Below are 19,895 nucleotides of genomic sequence, written 5' to 3'. Positions count from 1 at the left end.
CTCCAATGGCCATGGCCGCAGCACTTCACGGCTCCGACACAAGCTCACAGACGAAATCGGTTTCCAACCGCATTGCGCGTGTGGATGTCGTCCGCGATATGGCGAAGTCCGAGCCTCACTGGCGGGCCTTCGAGGGTCCCGATTACCTCTCCACTCCCTATCAGCGTTTCGAACTGCTCGACGCATGGCAACAGAACATTGGCAAACATGAAGGCGCTATGCCCTTCATCGTTGTCGCCAGCGACGCGGATAATCAGCCGCTGCTGTTGCTGCCGCTCGTGGTCTGCCGCGAGAACGGCGCAAAGGTCGCACGCTTCATGGGCGGCAAACACCCGACCTTCAACATGGCGCTATGGCGCCGCGATTTCGCGGAAACCGTGACCCGGACCGAACTCGATGCGCTCGTTTCTGCGATCCGTTGTCAAACCGATGGCGTCGATGTCCTCGCCTTCGCGCAGCAGCCGCAGCGCTGGCAAAACATCGTCAATCCGCTGGCGCTGCTTGCCGGACAGCCTTCGACCAATGCCTGCCCCATGATGACGATGACTCCGGGTTGCAAACCGGAAGACCGCGTCAGCACGTCGACGCGGCGGCGTTTGCGCAACAAGGAGCGCAAGCTGCAAAGCCTTCCCGGATATCGTTATTCGGTCGCGGCGACCGACGCCGATATCAACCGTATCCTGGATGCGTTCTTCATCATCAAGCCGCAGCGCATGGCGCTTTCGAAGTTGCCGGACATCTTTTCCGACGAAGCGACCAAGGCCTTTGTCCGGAGTGCCTGTCTGGCAAGACTGCCGAACGGCGACCGCGCCATCGAGCTTCACGCCATCGAGTGCGACAGTGAACTGATCTCGGTTTTTTCCTGCGTTGCTGACGGCGAACGCTTCTCCACCATGTTCAACACCTACACGATTTCGGACAATGCACGTTACAGCCCGGGCCTGATCCTGCTGCGTTACATGATCGATCATTTCGGCGATCGCGGCTACCGCTCGGTGGATTTCGGCGTGGGTTCGGACGAGTACAAGCTGACCTTCTGCAAGGAAGATGAGCCTCTGCTTGATGCGTTTATTCCCTTGACCGCGCGGGGCAAATTCGCCGCGCTGGGCATGTCGTCGCTGACTCACGCCAAGCGGCTGGTCAAACAGAACCCGGCGCTGATGCACATGGCGCAACTGCTGCGAAACGCCATCTCGCGCTAATCAATATATTCGGAACGGCTCAGGCTGCCGCGACCCGCTCACCCGGCGCGCCGAGATCCATTGACCTCGGCGGCGTGGTCAGAATGGTCACGCCGATAAATCCCGATTCAAGAAGCTGGCTCTTCATCATGTCGCGGGCAGTCGCAGTGATCGCAGGATCGGGGATAATTACCGCATGCGCCTGCGCGGCGATGACGTTCGCCGGCAGGTCCGACGCGGTTCCCGCATCGAGCACGACGTAGTCATAGGCCCGCGACAGCGCATCGATCGCGAGATTGATCCGCGGCAGTTGCAGCAACTGGCGCTGGGCGATCTCCCGCCCTGCACCCACGATATGAACGCCGGACAGACGATCCTTCGTGATGATCTCGCTGAATGAAGCTGAACCCTGCATCAGCTCCGTCAATCCCGGTGATGCAGGATCATTCGACACGGCCGCCAGTGTCGGCGATGCCATCGCAAGATCGACAAGGACGACTTTGGAAGCCCGCGACAGCAGCCGGGCAAGCGTGAGCGCGACCAGCGTTACACTTTCATCCTGACGGGCGCCAATAATGGTAATCTTGCGAGCCGCGCCACCGCGCAGCATTGCCGCGAGCCGTTCGACTTCCACGATACCGGCAGGCATCTGCGGAGGCGAGTCGCGTTGAGGCGCTACAGGGGCACGCACCGCAACGCTCTGGCGCGGCGCGGTCATACGCAGCAACTCACCGGTTGCAATGTACCCCGCACTCAGCATCAGCATCGCCAGGGTCGCGATCAGCACCGTTGGCAGCTTCTTCGGAAACGCCGGCGTGTTCGAGACGATCGCCCGGGAAATGATCCTGCCATCCGCCGGAGCCGTATCGATGTTCTCACGGGTCGTCGCCTCGCGATACTTGGCGAGATAGGATTCCAGCAGGTCGCGCTGCGCCTTGGCTTCGCGCTCAAGCGCGCGCAATTGGACGTCCTGGCCATTGGTGGATGACGCCTGACGCTTCAATTGATCGAGACTGCCGTTGAGCCCGTCAGCACGGGCTCTCGCGATACGGGCGTCGTTTTCAAGCGAGCGGGATATCTTGCTCGCCTCCTCGCGGATCTGCCGATCGATATCCAGGATCTGCGCCTTCAATTCCTTGATACGCGGATGACCGCCGAGCAGTGTGGAGGATTGCTCCGCAAGCTGGGCACGAAGCGTCACGCGCTGTTCGGACAGGCGGCGAACCAGCTCGGAATTGAGAACCTCCGATGCCTCGATCGGCTTGCCGCTCTGAAGCATCTCGCGGATCAGCCGCGATTTTGATTCCGCATCGGACTTCAGCGCCCGCGCATTGTTGAGCTGCGTATTCAATTCGCCAAGCTGCTGGTTGGACAGCGTGGTATTGTTCGTGCCGACGAAGAGATTGGACTTCGAGCGAAACTCCTCGACCCGAGCCTCGGCGTCCGCGACCTTCTTGCGCAGGCTCTCGATCTCGACAAGCAGCCATTGCGAGGCGGACTTCGCCTGACTTTGTCTCGCCGCCTGCTGAAGCACCAGATAACCATCGGCGATCGAGTTGGTGACACGCGCCGCCAGTTCAGGATTCTGCGACTGGAATTCGATCACCATCACGCGCGATTTGTCGACCGCATAGGCCGTCAATCGCTCATAATAAGCTTCAAGGACCCGCTCCTCCGGGGTCATCTTGAAAGGATCGCGGACGATGCCGAACAGAGCAAGCAGTGTTCGCAGCGGCGACACGCCGCGCAGAACCGGATCGAACTCGGGCAACTCGGAGAGTTTGTTGGCTTTGATGACGTCGCGAGCAAGCTCGCGCGACAGCAGCAGCTGGACCTGACTTGTCACCGCTTCCGCGTCGAGACTACCCCGTTCCTCGGCGCGATCACCATTCGGGCGTAGAAAGACGTTCTCCCGGCCATCGATCAGGATGCGGGCTTCGGATTTATATCGCGGCGTGATGATATTGACGACGAGAAGCGACAGCACGAATGCAAGCGCCGTCGGTCCAATGACCCACATCCGCTTGCGAACCAGCGTGTCCCAGATCGCGCGAAGGTCGACGTCGCCAATCTCGGGAGATGCCGTATGTGCGGCTGGAGCGCGGGCCGCGATCACCGGAGTGGCCTCAGCCTTGGCCCGGAACGGCACCTTATCCATCCAGTCACGCCAGAACGAAAAACGCATCGAACACTCTCCACCCGGGACGCTACTGCACTGGCGCGAATCCAGATCTCCTGTGGGCCGATTACAGTCTATTAAGGTTGCTGCCGGGTTAATCGGAGGGGCGCTCACCCTGCCCTGCGGCAGGCTCCGCCGGTTCAGGTCATATTTTATTAACCATGAAAGTCCTTAATCAGACTCGATACTTATTTGGATTCTCCCATGCAGCGCAGCCGCGCGCGTCTCACCTGCCTCATCCTCGCGCTCGTGGTGTCGGGCTGCATGCGGACAGCTGCGCCCGTGGCTGTCATCGACAACGGCAGCCTCGACGCAATTGCCTACGGCCCGGTTCAGCCCGTACACGCCGTCAGCGTCGCGACAACGCCGGTCTCTTCCGCTGACGGCGCCCACGACGAGCCCTATCGCCTGAATGCCGGCGACAGGCTGCGCATTGTCGTCTACGGCCAGGAAGGCCTCACCAACACCTACATGGTGGATGCGAGCGGCTCGATCACCATGCCGCTGATCGGCGCGGTGCGTGCGCGAGGCCTGACGCCGGCGGGATTGGCCGCGGTCGTCACCTCCCGGCTGAAGAACGGCTATCTTCGAGAGCCCTATGTTGCGGCGGAGGTCGAAACCTACCGGCCCTTCTTCATCCTCGGCGAGGTAACCGCCCCCGGCCAATATCCCTATGTACCGAACATGACGGCGGAGAGCGCCGTCGCCATTGCCGGCGGCTTCACCCCTCGCGCGCAGCGAAGCAGCATCAAATTAACCCGAATGGGCGAAGCTGGCGCCGTTCAGGCTGTCGTACCGCCTGGTACGCTTCTGAAACCCGGGGACACCGTCGTGGTCGCCGAACGCTGGTTCTGACGATGCCCGAGACTTCGACTTCTCCGCTGCGAATTCTGCACGCTGTTCGCGCGCCGGTCGGCGGGATTTTCCGTCACATTCTCGATCTTGCAGTTGGACAGGCCGAGCGCGGACATGAGGTCGGTATTCTCGCCGACAGCCTGACCGGCGGTGAGCGCGCCGAAACTGCGCTCAAGGAGATCGCCCCCAAGCTCAAGCTCGGGGTTTACCGCCTCGCGATTCGCCGGGAACCGCATCCCATCGATAGCGTGACGGCCCTGCATTTCCTGCGCCTCGCGCGGTCACTGAAGCCGGATGTTCTGCACGGACACGGCGCGAAGGCCGGCGCCTTCGTTCGCCTGAAAGGCAAATCGAACAAGTCTATCCGGGTCTACACCCCGCATGGCGGGTCCCTGCACTATCCACCGGGGACGCTGAAGGGCGGCGCGTATGCGCGAATGGAACGCGCTTTCATGAATCGCACCGACCTGTTCCTGTTTGAAAGCGCCTTCGCGCGCGACACCTATCTGCGCGTCGTCGGCAAGCCCACTGGTCTGGTTCGCTGCGTTTTCAACGGCGTCACCGCATCCGAATTCGACCCGGTGCCCACGGCGGAAGACGCGACCGACCTTGTTTACGTCGGTGAGTTTCGGGAAATCAAAGGCGCGGACCTGTTGATCGAGGCCGTGGCACGGCTGCGGGCCGACGGCAAACCTATCACGCTGACGCTTGCGGGCGACGGCGAAGAAACCGAGGCCCTGAAAGCGATGGTCAGCCGCTTGAACCTCGGTGATGCTGTGCGATTCATCGGCCATGTGAGAGCGCGGTTTGGCTTCTCGAAAGGCAAACTGCTCGTGGTCCCTTCCCGCGGCGACTCGATGCCATACGTCGTTATCGAAGCCGCCGCCGCCGGTATCCCGATGGTCGCGGCCAGCGTCGGCGGCATTCCGGAAATTCTGGGTCCGCATACCAGCGGACTTTTTGTCGCAAACAGCATCGGCGCGATGGCAGACGCAATCGAAATGGCGCTTGGCGACATGGATGCAACCCGCGAGCGCGCCAGGAGCCTCCGCGAGCGCATCTTTGTCCATTTCTCCCAGAAAGCGATGGTCGATGGCGTCATCAGCGGCTATCGCGACGCGTTCAACGCTCGTTAACCTACCTTTATCGACGATAACCAATTCTTCCGATTTGTTGTCTAGGCATGGGGCTGGGAACCCTTGGTTCCCCTTGGCCTGTCGCCACATGACGGTACAGCAACGGAAATTTTGGCCGTGGAACCGATCGACGTCCGAACGATGATGAACGCCGCCGCGGCGGGATCAGCCACCATGAGCGCCGTTGACGGCCCGCCGAGGCTTGAACGCCGCAAGCGCCTGTCTCCTGCGGCACTCGCAGTAGCAAACGAGAAAGTCCGCAAGGCTTACTCGACAGTCGTTATCAGCGGCGTTGTCCGCATCGTGGATTTCCTGCTCCTGACCGTGGTCGGGCTTGCGCTGTATCTTGGGTATGTGCTGCCCGGCACCAGCGGTTTCTCCTGGCAATATGCCGCGGCCATTGTCGGCGTGGCTGCCTGCGCGGTCGTCAGTTTTCAGGCCGCTGAAATCTACGACGTGCAGATTTTCCGCGGCCAGCTTCGTCAGATGACGCGCATGGCGTCGTCCTGGGCTTTCGTCTTTCTGCTGTTCATCGGCGCATCGTTCTTCGCAAAACTGGGAGATACGATCTCCCGTGTCTGGCTTTCGGCATTTTTCTTCGTCGGACTGGCTGCGCTGTTTGCGGACCGGATTGTTTTGCGCTCGATGGTCCGCCGCTGGGCGCGCGAAGGCCGCCTCGACCGCCGGACTATCATCGTTGGCTCAGATCAGAACGGCGAGAACCTGATCCGGGCGCTCAACGCGCAGGACGATTCCGATATTCAGATCCTCGGCGTGTTCGACGACCGCAACGATTCCCGCGCGCTGGACACATGCGCCGGTCAGCCGAAGCTTGGAAAGATCGACGACATCGTTGAATTTGCCCGCCGCACCCGGATCGATCTCGTGCTGTTTGCCCTGCCGATTTCAGCGGAGACGCGCATTCTCGACATGCTGAAAAAGCTGTGGGTGCTGCCCGTCGACATCCGCCTGTCGGCGCACACCAACAAGCTGCGCTTCCGTCCCCGCTCCTATTCGTACCTCGGCGAGGTTCCGACCCTCGACGTGTTCGAGCAGCCGATCACCGACTGGGACATGGTACTGAAGTCGGTGTTCGACCGCGTCGTCGGCGCGATCATTCTCATTCTGCTTGCGCCGGTGATGGCAATCGTCGCACTCGCCATCAAGCTCGACAGCCCCGGTCCCGTGCTGTTCCTGCAAAAGCGATATGGCTTCAACAACGAGCGCATCGACGTATTCAAGTTCCGCTCGCTGTTTCACGACCAGGCCGATCCGCTGGCATCGAAGGTCGTCACCAAGGGCGACAAGCGTGTCACCCGCGTCGGCCGCTTCATCCGCAAGAGCAGCCTCGACGAACTGCCGCAGCTCTTCAACGTCGTCTTCAAAGGCAATCTTTCGCTGGTCGGGCCTCGTCCTCATGCCGTGCAAGGCAAGCTGCAAAGCCGCCTTTTTGACGAAGCCGTCGACGGGTACTTCGCGCGTCATCGCGTCAAGCCCGGCATCACGGGGTGGGCGCAGATCAACGGCTGGCGCGGCGAAGTCGACACCGACGAGAAAATCCAGAAGCGCGTCGAGTTCGACCTGTATTACATCGAGAACTGGTCAGTCCTGTTCGATCTCTACATCCTCTTCAAGACACCGTTCGCTCTGATCAAGGGTGAGAACGCCTACTGAGCTGACGCGCAGAACGCGCGGAGAGGATTTCGGTTCGCATGGCTTCACTCGCTGCCGCAGACTACGCCCTTCCCGCGACTGCGACGCCGCCCGGCGTCGCAGCGATCCAGCGGGCGCTGATGTGGGCGGTCGGCGCCGGCGGTGCGATCGTCTTCATCGAGCCGAGCCCTTATGAGTTGATGACGCTAGCGTCGGTGGTTTTCTTTTTCGCGACCGGCCTGCGCATGCGTCCGGTCTTCATCCCGCTGCTGATACTGCTTTTTCTGCTGAACATCGGCTATACTATTTGCTCGGTGTACCTGATCGACAAATCCGAGATCCTGAACTGGATCCTGACGTCATGGTACATGGCCATCACCTGTCTGTTCTTCGCGATGGTGTTGTCCGAAGATACCGCCACCCGGCTCGAATTTCTTCGGCGAGGTTTGATCTTTGGCGCGCTGGTTGCGTCCATCGCCGGTATCGCCGGCTACTTCAATCTCGTACCGGGCGGAGGTTACGACCTCTTCACGCTATACAGCCGCGCGCGCGGGACGTTCAAGGACCCGAACGTGCTGGGCGCCTATCTGATCCTGCCCGCTTTGTTCCTGCTACAAACCGTCGTGACACAGCCGTTCGGGAAGTCATTCCGCAGTGCGATTGCGCTCGGGATCGTCAGCCTCGCTGTCTTGCTTGCGTTCTCGCGCGCTTCCTGGGGGCAATTGATAGGCTGCTCTGCCTTCATGCTGATTCTGATGTACGTCACGGCGCCATCGCAGGCACAGCGCACGCGCATCGTGACCGTGACGGTCGCCGCGGCGATCTGTTCGGCGTTGCTGCTGGTCGCGCTGCTCTCCATCGATTCCATTGGCGATCTTTTCAAGGAACGGGCGAGCCTGAATCAAACCTACGACAGCGGCCGCTTCGGGCGTTTCGGACGGCATGCGCTCGGCTTCCAGATGGCCCTTGAACTTCCGCTGGGAATTGGGCCGCTTCAATTCACGAAATTCTTCCCCGAAGACACCCACAACTCATTCCTGAATGCCTTCATGTCTGGCGGCTGGATCGCCGGAGTTTGCTTCCCGGCGCTTGTGTTCATCACCGTCATCATGGGATTCAAGCTGATTTTCGTGCGCGTGCCGTGGCAACGGATGTATCTGGCGGTTTTTTCCGCGTTCTTTGGCACAGTCTGCGAAGCCTTCATCATCGACGTCGATCACTGGCGTCATTTCTGGATGATGCTGGGCGCGATGTGGGCGATGTTTGCGGCGGCTCACGCCTATGGCTACCGCGTGCAATCACAAGACACTCTGTAATCTGAAAAAATTTCGCGCCTCATTTGGGAGATGTTCCCGATGAACCGCCGTTCACGCAACATGACATTTTTAAACGGAACAGAGCCGATGGCTTCTCGTTGAAGGGTGGGCAGATAACGAGGAGGATATCATGAAGACCAGGCTTTTGATGACTGTTGCAGCAGCCGCTATGATCGGCAGCGCGGGGCTGGTTTCGGCGCAAGCTCCAGGCAACGCGCCGAATGCACCTGCCGCGTCGCAGACAGCGCCGCCTGCGGGCGCACCCGCGGAGAAGATCGCACCGTCCGGTGAGACGAAGAGCGGCAAGGCTGCGTCCGAAACCAACATGAACAAGTCCAAGGACGGTATGAAAACCGACCGGAAGAACGCGGCCGAAAAGGACGGCATGAAGGCCGATCAGAAAAATGCCTCCGAAGGCAAGGCTGGAGCAACGACCGGTCAGGCTGGCGCCGGCGCAAAGCTCACAACCGAACAGCGCACGACGATCCGCACCTCGATCACCAGGCAAAACATCAGGCCTGTGACGAACGTGAACTTCTCGATCTCCGTCGGCACGCGCGTTCCGAGAACAGTGAGCTTCCACCCGCTTCCGGTGGAAGTCATTACGATTTATCCCGCTTGGCGTGGATATGAGTTCTTCCTGGTCGGCGGCGAGATCGTGGTCGTGAACCCGCGCACGCTCGAGATCGTCGCTGTGCTCGAAGCGTAATCCGCGCGTCTTCAAAATGATATGGGGCCGGTCCGAGCGACCGGCCTCTTCTATTTGCTGAACCGGAGAACGATTTAGCGGAGCCGTCCCCGCGCGACATCATAAGTCCATGAGCGGCGGCCGCTGCTGAAGACCACCCGCCTGAACTGCAAGGCCCTGGCCTGCTCCGGAATCTTCGCCGTCTCGACCAGTTGCATGGCCATCTGCCGCGTCATCTGCGGCGACACAAACCGAACCGTGCTGTTTCCACGCCCTGACGCCTCGACCTTCATTCCGTCGTCCCGCATCCGCTGTCCCATCTCGTGGGCATAGAGTTCACGGTTGGCGACGGCCGCGATCTGAATGGACGGCTGAAGTATTCCGTACTGAATCATGCGCATGGCATTGGCCATGTCGAGCGCCGGCGCATTTGCCGGATCTGCTGCGGCGGCCATCTGAAGGCGCAATTCCATGCTTCGAAATGCGGACAGCGATATCGGCATACTGTTCCTGCTCCGCCTTGAGTTTTCATAACTCGTCCTCAACGCGTTCGCTTCGGCGAGCAACGCGTCAAGAGCGGCCTTGTTGTCGGCTGCTTTCTGCTCCGCCGGAGACAGCGGGACAGGCGCCGGAGCGGGTGTCGCCTCCGCCGGCTGGGCTGGCGGAACGGTAACAGGCTCCGATTTCTCCGGAATCGTACCTGTTGCCTGGGTGGCTGCTGCGTCCTGCGGCTTATCAGTTTGGGTTGTTTGTGGGCTGGGCGTCGTCGCTTGTGTCGTTTGACCCAAGACAAGCCCGCCAGAAACCATGGAGAGAGAGATCAGCGATAAAGCAATACTCTTGCGTCGCAACACGTCCGCACCCAATCGGTTGGGATCGATGCCAAATATTGATCGACGCTCTAAAACGCATCAAGCGGAGTTTTGTTCTGGCCGGAGATAAATGTTTTGGCGGGGCTAATCTCCCAAAAAAAGGGCCCGGCGACCTTTCGGAAGCCGGGCCAGTTTGAGACGCAAGTCAGGGAGACCAACGCCGTACAGTGTTCAATGCAAGATTTCGAAAAGTCCCGCCGCGCCCATGCCGCCACCGATGCACATGGTCACCACGCCGTACTTGGCCTTGCGGCGGCGGCCCTCGATCAGGACGTGACCGGTGAGACGCGCGCCGGTCATACCGTAGGGGTGCCCCATCGAGATCGAGCCACCGTTGACATTGAGCTTCTCCGGGTCGATCCCCAGCTTGTCGCGGCAATAAATGACCTGGACGGCATAGGCTTCATTCAGTTCCCAGAGATCGATGTCATCGATCTTGAGGCCGTGCCGCTTCAGCAGGCGCGGAATCGCGGCCACCGGGCCGACACCCATCTCATCCGGCTCGACGCCTGCGGCGACGAAGCCACGGAAGATGCCGAGCGGCTTGAGACCCTTCTTGGCGGCGACCTTGTCGCTCATGATGACGCAGGCCGACGCGCCGTCCGACAACTGGCTGGCGTTGCCGGCGCTGATGGTCTTGCCTTCAAACACAGGCTTGATGCTGGCCAGACCTTCGGCAGTGGTCTCCGGGCGCGGCCCCTCGTCCCCGGTCAGTGTGATGTCCTTGAACGAGACCTGCTTGGTCTCCTTGTCAACCACCGCCATCTTGGTCTTGAACGGCACGATCTCATCATTGAACCGGCCGCCCTGGATGGCTGCACCGGTGCGGCGCTGACATTCGAGACTGTACTCGTCCTGCTTGTCGCGCGGGATGTTGTAACGCGCAGCGACCACTTCCGCGGTCTCCAGCATCGACATGTACATGTCCGGCTTCATCGCCATCAACTCGTCGTCGACGACATGAAACTTGTTCATGTGATCGTTCTGCACGAGGCTGATCGATTCAATACCGCCGCCGATCGCGACTTCGACGCCGTCCAGCATGACCGAGCGAGCAGCCACGGCAATCGCTTGCAGACCGGATGCGCATTGGCGATCGATGGTCGTGCCGGCGACCGTCACCGGAAGTCCGGCGCGGATCGCGCCCTTGCGCGCGACGTTCATCACCATGGTGCCCTGCTGCATGGCGCAGCCCATCACGACATCCTCGATCTCGCCCGGCTCGATCCCGGCACGCTTCACCGCCTCGGCCATGACGTGACCCGCCATCGTCGGACCCTCGGTGTTGTTGAGCGCACCGCGATAGGCCTTGCCGATGCCGGTACGGGCTGTGGAAACAATAACTGCATCTACCATCCGATGACCTCCAAGACGTGAGTCGAGTCAATGAGACAGACTCTGGTTGAATACGATGTTATATGATAATCATCATTCAATAAGAAGCGTCTCGACCCGCAGCAAAGCTGCCATGTCCGCCCCTCAGAATGCCTCGATCAGGCCGCGCGGGCGTAGCGCAACAGGTGGTACGTCGGATCGCCGAACTGGATGTTGATCGACAAAATGCGTTTGAAATAGTGACCGACGTTAAGTTCATCGCTCATGCCCATGCCGCCATGAAGCTGGATCGCCTGCTCGCCAACAAAGCGGGCAGCCTCGCCAATCTTCGACTTTGCGCCTGACGCAAGTTTCGATGCCTGCTGATCGCCCTCGGCCACCGCCAGGTTCAAATGCTGCGACAGCGACATCGCCTCTTCGAGCGCGATGAACATGTCGACCATCCGGTGCTGCAACACCTGGAATGTGCCCAACGCCACACCAAACTGCTTGCGCGTCTTGGTGTATTCCAGCGTCGAACTATTCAGGACGTCCATCGCGCCGGTTGCCTCGGCACACAGGGCCGCGATGGCGCGATCCCGGCACGCCTCAAGAGCAGCAACACCCTTGCCCTCGACACCGAGCAAACGGCTTGCCGGGACACTGACATCCTTCAGCGCAATCTCGGCGGCGCGGCGTCCGTCGATGGTCTTGAAGCTTTGCAGATGAAGCCCGGCTGACTGACGGTCCACGATGAAAAGGCTGACACCGGCATTGTCGCGCGGCCCGCCCAAGGTTCGCGCCGATACGATCAGCTTGTCGGCCCACGGCGCTCCGATCACCGCAGCCTTCGCACCGTTCAGAACATAAGTATCACCACTACGCTTCGCGGTCGTCGCGACATTGTTGAGGTCGTATCGCGACTTGCTTTCCGTCCAGGCCAGCGCCCAAATCGCCTCACCTCCCATGATGGCGGGCAGCAATTCTTCACGCTGCGCGTCGGTGCCGACGTTCTCGATCAAACCGCCCGCAAGAACGACCGTCTCGAAGAATGGCTCGACCACGAGATGACGGCCGAACTCCTGCATGACGATCATTGTCGAAAGCGGCCCACCGCCGAGTCCGCCGGACGTTTCCGAGAATGGGGCCGCGAGCAATCCCATCTCCGCGAAAGCATTCCAGTGCTTTCTGCTCCAGCCCTCTTCCGTCGCGACGATCTTGCGACGCGTCTCGAAATCGTACTGATCGCGTAACAGACGCTGAACGCTGCTTCGCAGGAGTTCCTGTTCTTCCGTAAACTGAATATCCACCGGATGCCCTCGTGCGACGCGATTAAAGACCGAGCACCGCTTTCGCGATGATGTTGCGCTGAATTTCGTTTGATCCGCCGAAAATGCTGAGCTTGCGCATATTCAAATATTTCTCGGAGACCGTGTGCATGTAGTCCGGTCCGGGCACAAAGATGTTCTCGCTCGCCGGAATTTCCCGAAGCGCGAGACCATAGTTGCCGATGGCGCGGTGCGTCAGATCGGTAATTCGCTGCAGGATTTCGGTGCCACGGATCTTGAACAGCGAAGCCGCTGGTCCCGGATCGATACCGCGCGACATCTGCGCCACGACGCGCAACTCGGTCGCCTCGAGCGCAAGCAGATCGAGTTCTACCCGCGCGATATCCTTGGTAAACTCGGCAGATGCCGGATCGTCTTCGGCGATCTCCGCCTTCACGATCTTCTTGAGGCGCTCGATGTAGCGCGTGGAACGGCCGATGCCGGCCATGCTGGTGCGCTCGTTGCCAAGCAGGAACTTGGCATAGGTCCAACCTTTGTTTTCCTCGCCGACGAGATTTTCGACGGGAACGCGGACGTTCTCAAGGAACACATCGTTGACTTCGTGCGAGCCGTCGATCGTGATAATGGGGCGCACAGTCACGCCGGGCGACTTCATGTCGATCAGCAGGAACGAAATGCCGGACTGCGGCTTGGCTGCCGGGTCCGTGCGCACCAGACAGAAAATCCAGTCCGCGTGCTGGGCCAGCGTGGTCCAGGTCTTGTGACCGTTGACGATATAATGATCACCGTCACGCACGGCCTTGGTCCGGACAGTCGCCAGATCGGAACCTGAGCCCGGCTCCGAATAGCCCTGACACCACCAGTCCTCGCCCGACAGAATGCGCGGCAAAAACTTCTTCTTTTGCGCGTCGTTCCCGAACGAATAGATGACAGGGCCAACCATGGTGACGCTGAAGGCCAGCGGCGGCAAGGTACCCGCGCGCGTGGTCTCCTGCTCCCAGATGAAACGTTTGGTGAGATCCCAGCCGGGACCGCCGTATTCCTTCGGCCACAGCGGAGCGATCCACCCCTTCTTGTGCAGGATCTTGTGCCAGAGCATCGACTGCTCCTTGGTCAAATCCGTTTCCGGATTGGGCACGCGCATTTCCTGCGGATAGTTCTCCGCGATAAAGGCCCTGACCTCATCCCGGAACGCCGCGTCTTCACTGGAAAGCTTCAGCTCCATCGGATGGCTCCGTTACCACTTCTCGCCAAAGGGGCGGATTTCGGCTTCAAACATCCAGGCATCGCGCGGCTGCTGATAAAACTGCCAGTAGGTTTCCGCGACAGCCGCCGGGCGCATCATGCGATTGGGATCTTGAAGGGCTTCCTTGCCCTCGCGCTGCGTGATCAGCTGGCGCACCCACTCGGTATCGACGCTCGCATCTATAATGAGATGGGCGACGTGGATATTCTTCGGTCCCAGTTCGCGGGCGATCGCCTGCGCGACGGCGCGAAGGCCGAACTTGGCACTGGCGAAGGCCGCGAAACCCGAACCGCCGCGCAAGCTTGCGGTTGCACCGGTAAAGAAGATGGCGCCCTTGCCGCGCGGCAACATCACCCGGGCGGCTTCACGGCCTGCGAGAAATCCGGAGTAGCAGGCCATTTCCCAAACCTTGCGGAAAACGCGCTCGGTGGTCTCCAGGATCGGAAAATTGACGTTGGCGCCGATGTTGAAGATGCAGACTTCCAGCGGGGCATGCTTGTCGGCGTCAGAAATGAAAGAAACGATCTCTTCCTCCTTGCGCGCATCGAGCGAGCGGCCAAACACCGTGCCGCCTGCATCCCTGATCTCCTTCATCAGAGGCTCTAGCTTCTCGCCCTGACGCCGTCCCACGAAGACCGAGAAACCTTCGGCTGCGAACTTCTTGGCGATCTCGCCGCCAATGAAGTCACCGGCGCCGATCACGGCCACGGTCGCGTTTCGCTTTTGCAAGATCGTTCTCCTGATAGTCCGAGTAAGATTTAAGTTTCGAGTCCAGCTGCTGCGGAGGCCTCACGAAGACGTCAGGTTCCCCGCAGGGACTCGGCAAGCTTGTGTTTCAGTATCTTTCCGGTCGATGTCGCCGGCAGTGCATCCAGCACAATGATTTGCGATGGACGTTTGTAGGATGTCAGCTGCTTGCCGGCGAAAGCCATCAGTTCGGACGGCGTCACATTCGATCCCTTCAGCAACTGGACGAACGCCACCACCTCTTCGTTGCCGTCGGCCGCACGACCAACGACGGCGGATTGCACGACGGCATCATGTGAGCTGAGCACAGCCTCTACCTCGGCGGGATAAACGTTGAATCCCGAACGAATGATCATTTCCTTGGTGCGGCCGACGATGAAGAAACAATCGCCGTCCGCGCGAGCCAGATCGCCGGTGTTGAACCAGCCTTCGCTGTCAATTGCCTTCGCCGTGATATCCGGCGCACGATAATAGCCAAGCATGACATTGCGGCCGCGCACATGCAGCTCGCCGACCGTCCCGTCCGCAACGACCGCACCATCGCGGCCGACGATTCGCGCCTCGATGCCCGGAAGCAGCACCCCGACAGCCTCATCCGGACGCGGCGACTCTATCCGCACCCCGGAAATGCCCGGAGAACACTCCGTGATACCGTATCCGTTCAGCAGCGGCAGACCGAGCTCCGCCTCGACGCGCGACTTCAGATCGAGGTCGAGCGGCGCCCCCGCGACTCCGATGTAACGAAGCGACCCCGTATTCAGTTTCCCGATGCCTTGCAGGGTTTTGTACTCAAGCAGGCGCTGGAATGTCGCGGGAACGCCGTTGAGGATGGTTACGCCCTCCTCGGCAATAGCCGTCGCCAATACCGCCGGGTCATACTTGCTGACCATCTGGACCGTGCCGCCGGTCATCAGCGTCTGGAGCAGGAGCGAGACGCCGACGATGTGGGAAATCGGCAGCACGACATAAACCCTGTCGCGATTGTCCATCTTCCGGAACAGCGCAATTGCCCTGGCGCTGAACAGCAGGTTCTCATGAGTCAGCATCACGCCTTTTGGCGTCCCGGTGGTCCCCGACGTATAGATCAGCACCGCGACCTGCTTCGCCGGATCGACCTGCACCGGCTCGGCGATCGTCGTCTCGTTCAATTGGCCGACGCCGATATCCTCCAGCGGACCGACCTTGCTCAGGATTGCACCGACCCGCGTCGCATGGCTGGCCGCTTCGGGTGAAACATTCACCGTAAAAAACATCCGCCTTGCACCGCTGTGATCTCGGATCTGATCAAGCTCACGCGGCGACAACCGCGGATTGGCGACGATAGCCCAGGCGTTGATCCGACTGGCCCCAAGCAGCAAGGCAGCTAGCGCAATACAGTTCTCGCTGACGATCATGATCCGATCGCCGGGCCGCACGCCAAGTTCGCGCAAGGCGGATGCAACCTGCTCCACAGACTCCGACAGCTTGCGGTACGACCAGGTGGCAGACCCTTCCACGAGTGCCGTATGATCGGGCGTCGCGGCAACCGCGCGATCCATGGCCTGGTGTAGGCGGTCAGGTATGTCTTTAATGATGTCAGCGACGTCAATCGCCTGAGCCGCGCTCGCCACCCCAACCTCCCGGTATTGTTCGGCCGCTTCCGAGGCGGCCTTGACGCGAATACAAGTTAGCGTTCTTTTTTAGAACTAGTCAATCTGAATTGATGCAGCGCGACAAACCTTAGTTCCAGTTCGTGACCGCCCATAGGCCACAAGTGGTAACGGATTGCGACGATAATCGTTTACAAGACTTGGCATGGCCGCTATGAATGAAAGTATCAAATAAGAACTTTATGGGAGAATCGGTCTTGGCTCAGGGCAACGGCGTGGTTTTGCTTGTCGGCGCGGGTGACGCCATCGGTGCGGCGGTCGCACGGCGATTCGCCAAGGGCGGATACAAGGTATGTGTGGCACGCCGCGAAGCCGCGAAGTCCCAAGCGCTTGTCGATGAGCTGAAGGCGGATGGATGCGAAGTCCACGCCATCAGTGTGGATGCCCGTCAGGAAGCCGACGTGCAGGCCATGTTTGCGCGCATCGAAAAGGAAATCGGGCCGATTGAGGTTTGCCTCTACAACGCCGGTTCCAACGTCAACAAGCCGCTTCTGGAGACCACCGAGAAGCTGTTCTTCAAGGCATGGGAACTCGCCTGTTATGGCGGCTTTCTTGTCGGCCGCGAAGCGGCCAAATACATGCTGCCGCGCGGCCGCGGCACTATTCTGTTCACCGGCGCAACGGCGAGCGTGCGCGGCGGAAAAGGTTTCGCCGCCTTTTCATCAGCCAAGTTCGGCCTCCGTGCCGTGGCTCAGGCGATGGCGCGAGAACTCGGCCCCAAGAACATCCATGTGGTCCATCTGCTGATCGACGCCGCCGTGGACAGTGAGGCGATCCATCAGCGCATGAAGGCCGCGAAGGGGATTGAAGCAAGCGATATCCCCGCTGACAGTCTGACCAAGACCGAGTCCATTGCCGACGCGTATTGGTTCACCCATCATCAGAAGCGCGACGGCTGGACCCACGAACTTGACCTGCGTCCCTCTGTGGAGACCTGGTGAGATGGCCGCGCCAAACCTGATATTGTGGGGTGTGGGAACCAGCCGAACCGTGCGGCCGCACTGGGCTTTTGCAGAACTCGACCTGAAATATGAAACCCGCGCGATCGGCCCCCGCACGGGTGAAACCAAGACCGCGGAATACACGAAGCTCAATCCGCGGCAGAAAGTTCCGCTGCTCCAGGATGGCGATTTCGCGATTGGCGAAAGCGCCGCGATCGTCGCCTACCTCTCACGAACCTACTCGACTCCCGACAGATCGCTGATCCCGGAAGAAAAGCAACAGTACGCCAAATGGCTGGAATGGTGCTTCTTCATCGTGACCGAACTCGATTCCACAAGCCTGTATGTGATGCGCCGGCACAGCGCTGATGCGCTGGGGCCGATTTACGGCGTGGCGCCCGATGTGGTGGCCAAGGCCGGAGAATATTTCCGCGAACAATTGCGTCACGTCGAAGTCGCGCTCGCGGACGGACGAACGTTCCTGATGGGTGATCAGTTCACCAGCGCGGATATTTTGCTGACGACGTGCCTCGATTGGGCGATCGCTTACGGCGTCGGCATTTGTGACAATGCCCATCCCTATCTCAACCGTATCCACGCGCGACCGGGATACCGGCGTGGAATGGCGGCGAACATGACGCCGGCGGCCGACGATCCGGTCAGACAGCCAGCCTGACTCTCCGCGTGAACAACCAATAAGGCCGACGTTACGTCGGCCTTATTTCGTTTAGCTCGCGACTCTGACCGCCTTGCCGGCGATCATTGTGTCGATGGCGCTGTCGCTGTACCCGAGTTCGCGCAGTACGGCGCGGGAGTGCTCGCCGACGCGGGGCGCCGGGCCGCCGATCTTCGCCTTGTTGACCTCGAAGATCGCCGCGGGCTTCGGCTGCCGCACCCGGCCCACCGTCGGCTGATCGAACTCCTCGATCAGGCCGCGTGCCACCACCTGATCGTTGCCGATGATCTCGCCCCGGCGCAGGATCGGAGAACACGGCACATCGGCGGCGTCGAGACGCTCCAGCCACTCGGCCGTGGTGCGCTGGCTGATGTATTCCTGCATCTTGTTGATGCGCGCGGTGGCATTGATGAAGCGCGCGCTGGGCGTCGCAAAGCGTTCGTCCTTCGCAAGCTCCGGATCGCCCGAGGCCTTGCAGAAGCCCTGCCATTCGGAATCCGAGATGGTGCCGGCGGTGATGTAGCCGTCGAGTGTCTGGAACACGAGGTCCGGCCGGTCGTTGGGATCCGCCGCGGCCGCCTCGGTGCCGACCACGGTGTACTGCATCATGCCTTCCGGCCACAGATACGAGATCATGGTGTCCAGCATCGCGACCTGGATGTAGTCGCCCTGGCCTGTCTTCTCGCGGGCATACAGCGCCGACGACACCGCCTGCGCGGTGAACACCGAGGTGGTCTTGTCGCAGACGATGGTGCGGATCATCTGCGGCCGGTTGGTCACCGGCTGCGACTGGATGTCGGCAAAGCCCGACAGCGCCTGGACGATCGGGTCATAGACGCGCTTCTTGACGTAAGGCCCGCTGTCGCCCACCCCGCTGATCGAGACATAGATCAGCCGCGGGTACTTCTTGCGCAGCTCTTCGTGGCCCAGCCCGAGGCGCTCCATTATGCCGGGACGGAAGTTCTGCACCAGCACGTCAGCCTGCGCCGCCAGCTTGGCCAGCACCTCGCGGCCGGCCTCGCTCTTGATGTCGATCGACAGCGAACGCTTGCCGCGATTGCACGACACGAACAGCGCGGAGAACTCACCGGCCGCATCGATCAGCGTCCGGCTCCGGCGGGTGCCATCACCGCTGGTCGGCTCGATCTTCAGCACATCCGCGCCCTGATCCGCCAGGAACATCGTCGCATACGGACCCGACACCACCGCCGTCAAATCCAGCACGCGCACACCATGAAGGGGACCGGACATCTGTTTCTTCCCTGATTTCGTTGGCGGGATAGCCCGCCGGCCTTACCGCTGGATCCAACCGTTCTTTCAGACTTGAGCCGAGGTCAGGCCGATTTGGCCTTCGCCGCGCCAAGCTGTTCGACAATCGACTCTTCGACGTCACGAACCTGGTCCTTGCCGAAGAACATTTCCTTGCCGACGAAAAACGTCGGCGAGCCGAACGCACCGCGGTTCACCGCATCGGTCGTGACTTCGATCAGCTTCTTCTTCACATCGTCCTGCTGCGCGCGCGCGATCAGCTTGTCGATATCGATGCCGGATGAAATGAACGCATTGCGGAAGATCTCGACGTCGTCCATTTTCTTCGGCTCTTCCCACATGTGATGGTAGGCCGCACGAAAATAGGGTTCGAACATATTCTCGAACCGCGCGGCCCAGGCGCCGCGCATCAGCATCAGCGTATTGACCGGAAAGAAGTGGTTCTGTTTGAACTTGGTGATGTTGTACCGGCGGATGAACCGCTGAGTCTCCAGCGCGTTGTACTCGGGCTTGTTCTTGATGCCGCGAAGCGAGTCGAACGGCGACATGTTGTTGGTCGCCTTGTAGATTCCGCCAAGAAGCACTGGAACATAGTCAAACTTGACGCCGGTGCGCTTTTCGATGCCCGGAATCGCGTATTCTGCCAGATAGGCATTGGGGCTACCGAAATCGAATTGAAACTCGACCTTCAAGGGACTGGCCACCGCGCTTCTCCTCCTCTGTCACACGCCGTTCGACGTGCCTTTTTTACATCATCGCCCGTGCCCGGAGCGTGGACCATTCATAGAGTTCTAAAATTGAACTGTCAATTCGATCCGCCCTTCCGGGCATATTTTACTTCGGTCCAGCCCAGAATAGGACTTTTGTCCAACTCAGTGCCTATT

The 19,895-nt window shown here is 60.4% G+C and carries 17 protein-coding genes; 8 read left to right on the top strand and 9 right to left on the bottom strand.

The window, feature by feature from the left end; translation table 11 throughout:
* The first annotated feature begins 5 nt into the window (after positions 1-5).
* Positions 6-1,202, top strand: coding sequence for a GNAT family N-acetyltransferase (locus AC1Q6J_RS10670; protein ID WP_492279302.1), 1,197 nt, complete (start codon positions 6-8; stop codon positions 1,200-1,202).
* 19 nt (positions 1,203-1,221) lie between these two features.
* Here the strand turns inward: AC1Q6J_RS10670 and AC1Q6J_RS10665 are convergent, their stop codons facing one another.
* Positions 1,222-3,366 carry a GumC family protein gene (locus AC1Q6J_RS10665; RefSeq protein WP_492279301.1) on the bottom strand — a complete coding sequence of 715 codons (2,145 nt, stop codon included), beginning with the start codon at positions 3,364-3,366 and terminating at the stop codon, positions 1,222-1,224.
* Positions 3,367-3,564: 198 nt separating this feature from the next.
* Here AC1Q6J_RS10665 and AC1Q6J_RS10660 point away from each other — a divergent pair, with 198 nt between their 5' ends.
* The 5 genes from AC1Q6J_RS10660 (at position 3,565) to AC1Q6J_RS10640 (ending at position 9,029) form a co-directional block, all read left to right on the top strand.
* Complete coding sequence (locus tag AC1Q6J_RS10660; RefSeq protein ID WP_492279300.1) at positions 3,565-4,215, top strand: polysaccharide biosynthesis/export family protein; 651 nt, start codon at positions 3,565-3,567, stop codon at positions 4,213-4,215.
* Between the two features lie 2 nt (positions 4,216-4,217).
* Positions 4,218-5,351, top strand: a complete 1,134-nt coding sequence (locus AC1Q6J_RS10655) for a glycosyltransferase family 4 protein (RefSeq protein WP_492279299.1) — start codon at positions 4,218-4,220, stop codon at positions 5,349-5,351.
* A gap of 117 nt (positions 5,352-5,468) precedes the next feature.
* Positions 5,469-7,025 carry an undecaprenyl-phosphate glucose phosphotransferase gene (locus AC1Q6J_RS10650; RefSeq protein ID WP_492279298.1) on the top strand — a complete coding sequence of 519 codons (1,557 nt, stop codon included), beginning with the start codon at positions 5,469-5,471 and terminating at the stop codon, positions 7,023-7,025.
* A gap of 38 nt (positions 7,026-7,063) precedes the next feature.
* Positions 7,064-8,320 carry an O-antigen ligase family protein gene (locus tag AC1Q6J_RS10645; RefSeq protein ID WP_492279297.1) on the top strand — a complete coding sequence of 419 codons (1,257 nt, stop codon included), beginning with the start codon at positions 7,064-7,066 and terminating at the stop codon, positions 8,318-8,320.
* Positions 8,321-8,450: 130 nt separating this feature from the next.
* Complete coding sequence (locus AC1Q6J_RS10640) at positions 8,451-9,029, top strand: DUF1236 domain-containing protein (RefSeq protein ID WP_492279296.1); 579 nt, start codon at positions 8,451-8,453, stop codon at positions 9,027-9,029.
* A 74-nt stretch (positions 9,030-9,103) separates the two neighbouring features.
* Here AC1Q6J_RS10640 and AC1Q6J_RS10635 read toward each other — a convergent pair whose 3' ends face one another.
* The 6 genes from AC1Q6J_RS10635 to AC1Q6J_RS10610 all read right to left on the bottom strand — a co-directional run bounded on the left by AC1Q6J_RS10635 (position 9,104) and on the right by AC1Q6J_RS10610 (position 16,014).
* The gene (locus tag AC1Q6J_RS10635; protein WP_492279295.1) at positions 9,104-9,511 is read right to left on the bottom strand and encodes a hypothetical protein; all 408 of its coding nucleotides are present in this window, start codon (positions 9,509-9,511) and stop codon (positions 9,104-9,106) included.
* A 540-nt stretch (positions 9,512-10,051) separates the two neighbouring features.
* On the bottom strand, positions 10,052-11,236 hold the full coding sequence (locus AC1Q6J_RS10630; RefSeq protein ID WP_492279294.1) for an acetyl-CoA C-acyltransferase: 1,185 nt from the start codon (positions 11,234-11,236) through the stop codon (positions 10,052-10,054).
* A 137-nt stretch (positions 11,237-11,373) separates the two neighbouring features.
* Complete coding sequence (locus tag AC1Q6J_RS10625; RefSeq protein WP_492279293.1) at positions 11,374-12,504, bottom strand: acyl-CoA dehydrogenase family protein; 1,131 nt, start codon at positions 12,502-12,504, stop codon at positions 11,374-11,376.
* A 22-nt stretch (positions 12,505-12,526) separates the two neighbouring features.
* On the bottom strand, positions 12,527-13,708 hold the full coding sequence (locus AC1Q6J_RS10620) for an acyl-CoA dehydrogenase family protein (RefSeq protein WP_492279292.1): 1,182 nt from the start codon (positions 13,706-13,708) through the stop codon (positions 12,527-12,529).
* 12 nt (positions 13,709-13,720) lie between these two features.
* Positions 13,721-14,458: an SDR family NAD(P)-dependent oxidoreductase gene (locus tag AC1Q6J_RS10615; RefSeq protein WP_492279291.1), complete on the bottom strand. Its 738-nt coding sequence runs from the start codon at positions 14,456-14,458 to the stop codon at positions 13,721-13,723.
* A gap of 71 nt (positions 14,459-14,529) precedes the next feature.
* Positions 14,530-16,014, bottom strand: a complete 1,485-nt coding sequence (locus tag AC1Q6J_RS10610; protein ID WP_492279439.1) for a class I adenylate-forming enzyme family protein — start codon at positions 16,012-16,014, stop codon at positions 14,530-14,532.
* A 308-nt stretch (positions 16,015-16,322) separates the two neighbouring features.
* On the opposite strand from AC1Q6J_RS10610, the gene AC1Q6J_RS10605 reads away from it, so the two are divergent.
* Together AC1Q6J_RS10605 and AC1Q6J_RS10600 are read left to right on the top strand one after the other, a co-directional pair.
* Positions 16,323-17,066 (top strand): SDR family NAD(P)-dependent oxidoreductase, encoded by a 744-nt coding sequence (locus AC1Q6J_RS10605; protein ID WP_492279290.1) that lies wholly within the window; start codon positions 16,323-16,325, stop codon positions 17,064-17,066.
* Between the two features lies 1 nt (position 17,067).
* Complete coding sequence (locus AC1Q6J_RS10600) at positions 17,068-17,742, top strand: glutathione S-transferase family protein (RefSeq protein ID WP_492279289.1); 675 nt, start codon at positions 17,068-17,070, stop codon at positions 17,740-17,742.
* Between the two features lie 51 nt (positions 17,743-17,793).
* Here the strand turns inward: AC1Q6J_RS10600 and AC1Q6J_RS10595 are convergent, their stop codons facing one another.
* Both AC1Q6J_RS10595 and AC1Q6J_RS10590 read right to left on the bottom strand, forming a co-directional pair.
* A complete protein-coding gene (locus tag AC1Q6J_RS10595) occupies positions 17,794-18,993 on the bottom strand; it encodes a CaiB/BaiF CoA transferase family protein (protein WP_492279288.1) in 1,200 nt (399 codons plus the stop codon).
* A gap of 83 nt (positions 18,994-19,076) precedes the next feature.
* A complete protein-coding gene (locus AC1Q6J_RS10590; protein ID WP_492279287.1) occupies positions 19,077-19,715 on the bottom strand; it encodes a 2-hydroxychromene-2-carboxylate isomerase in 639 nt (212 codons plus the stop codon).
* Positions 19,716-19,895: the final 180 nt, after the last annotated feature.

It is taken from the genome of Afipia sp. MLSD5-FHT05B12 (assembly GCF_058793355.1).
Note: the sequence above shows the minus strand (reverse complement) of the source record. Positions and strands in the feature narration are given on the sequence as shown.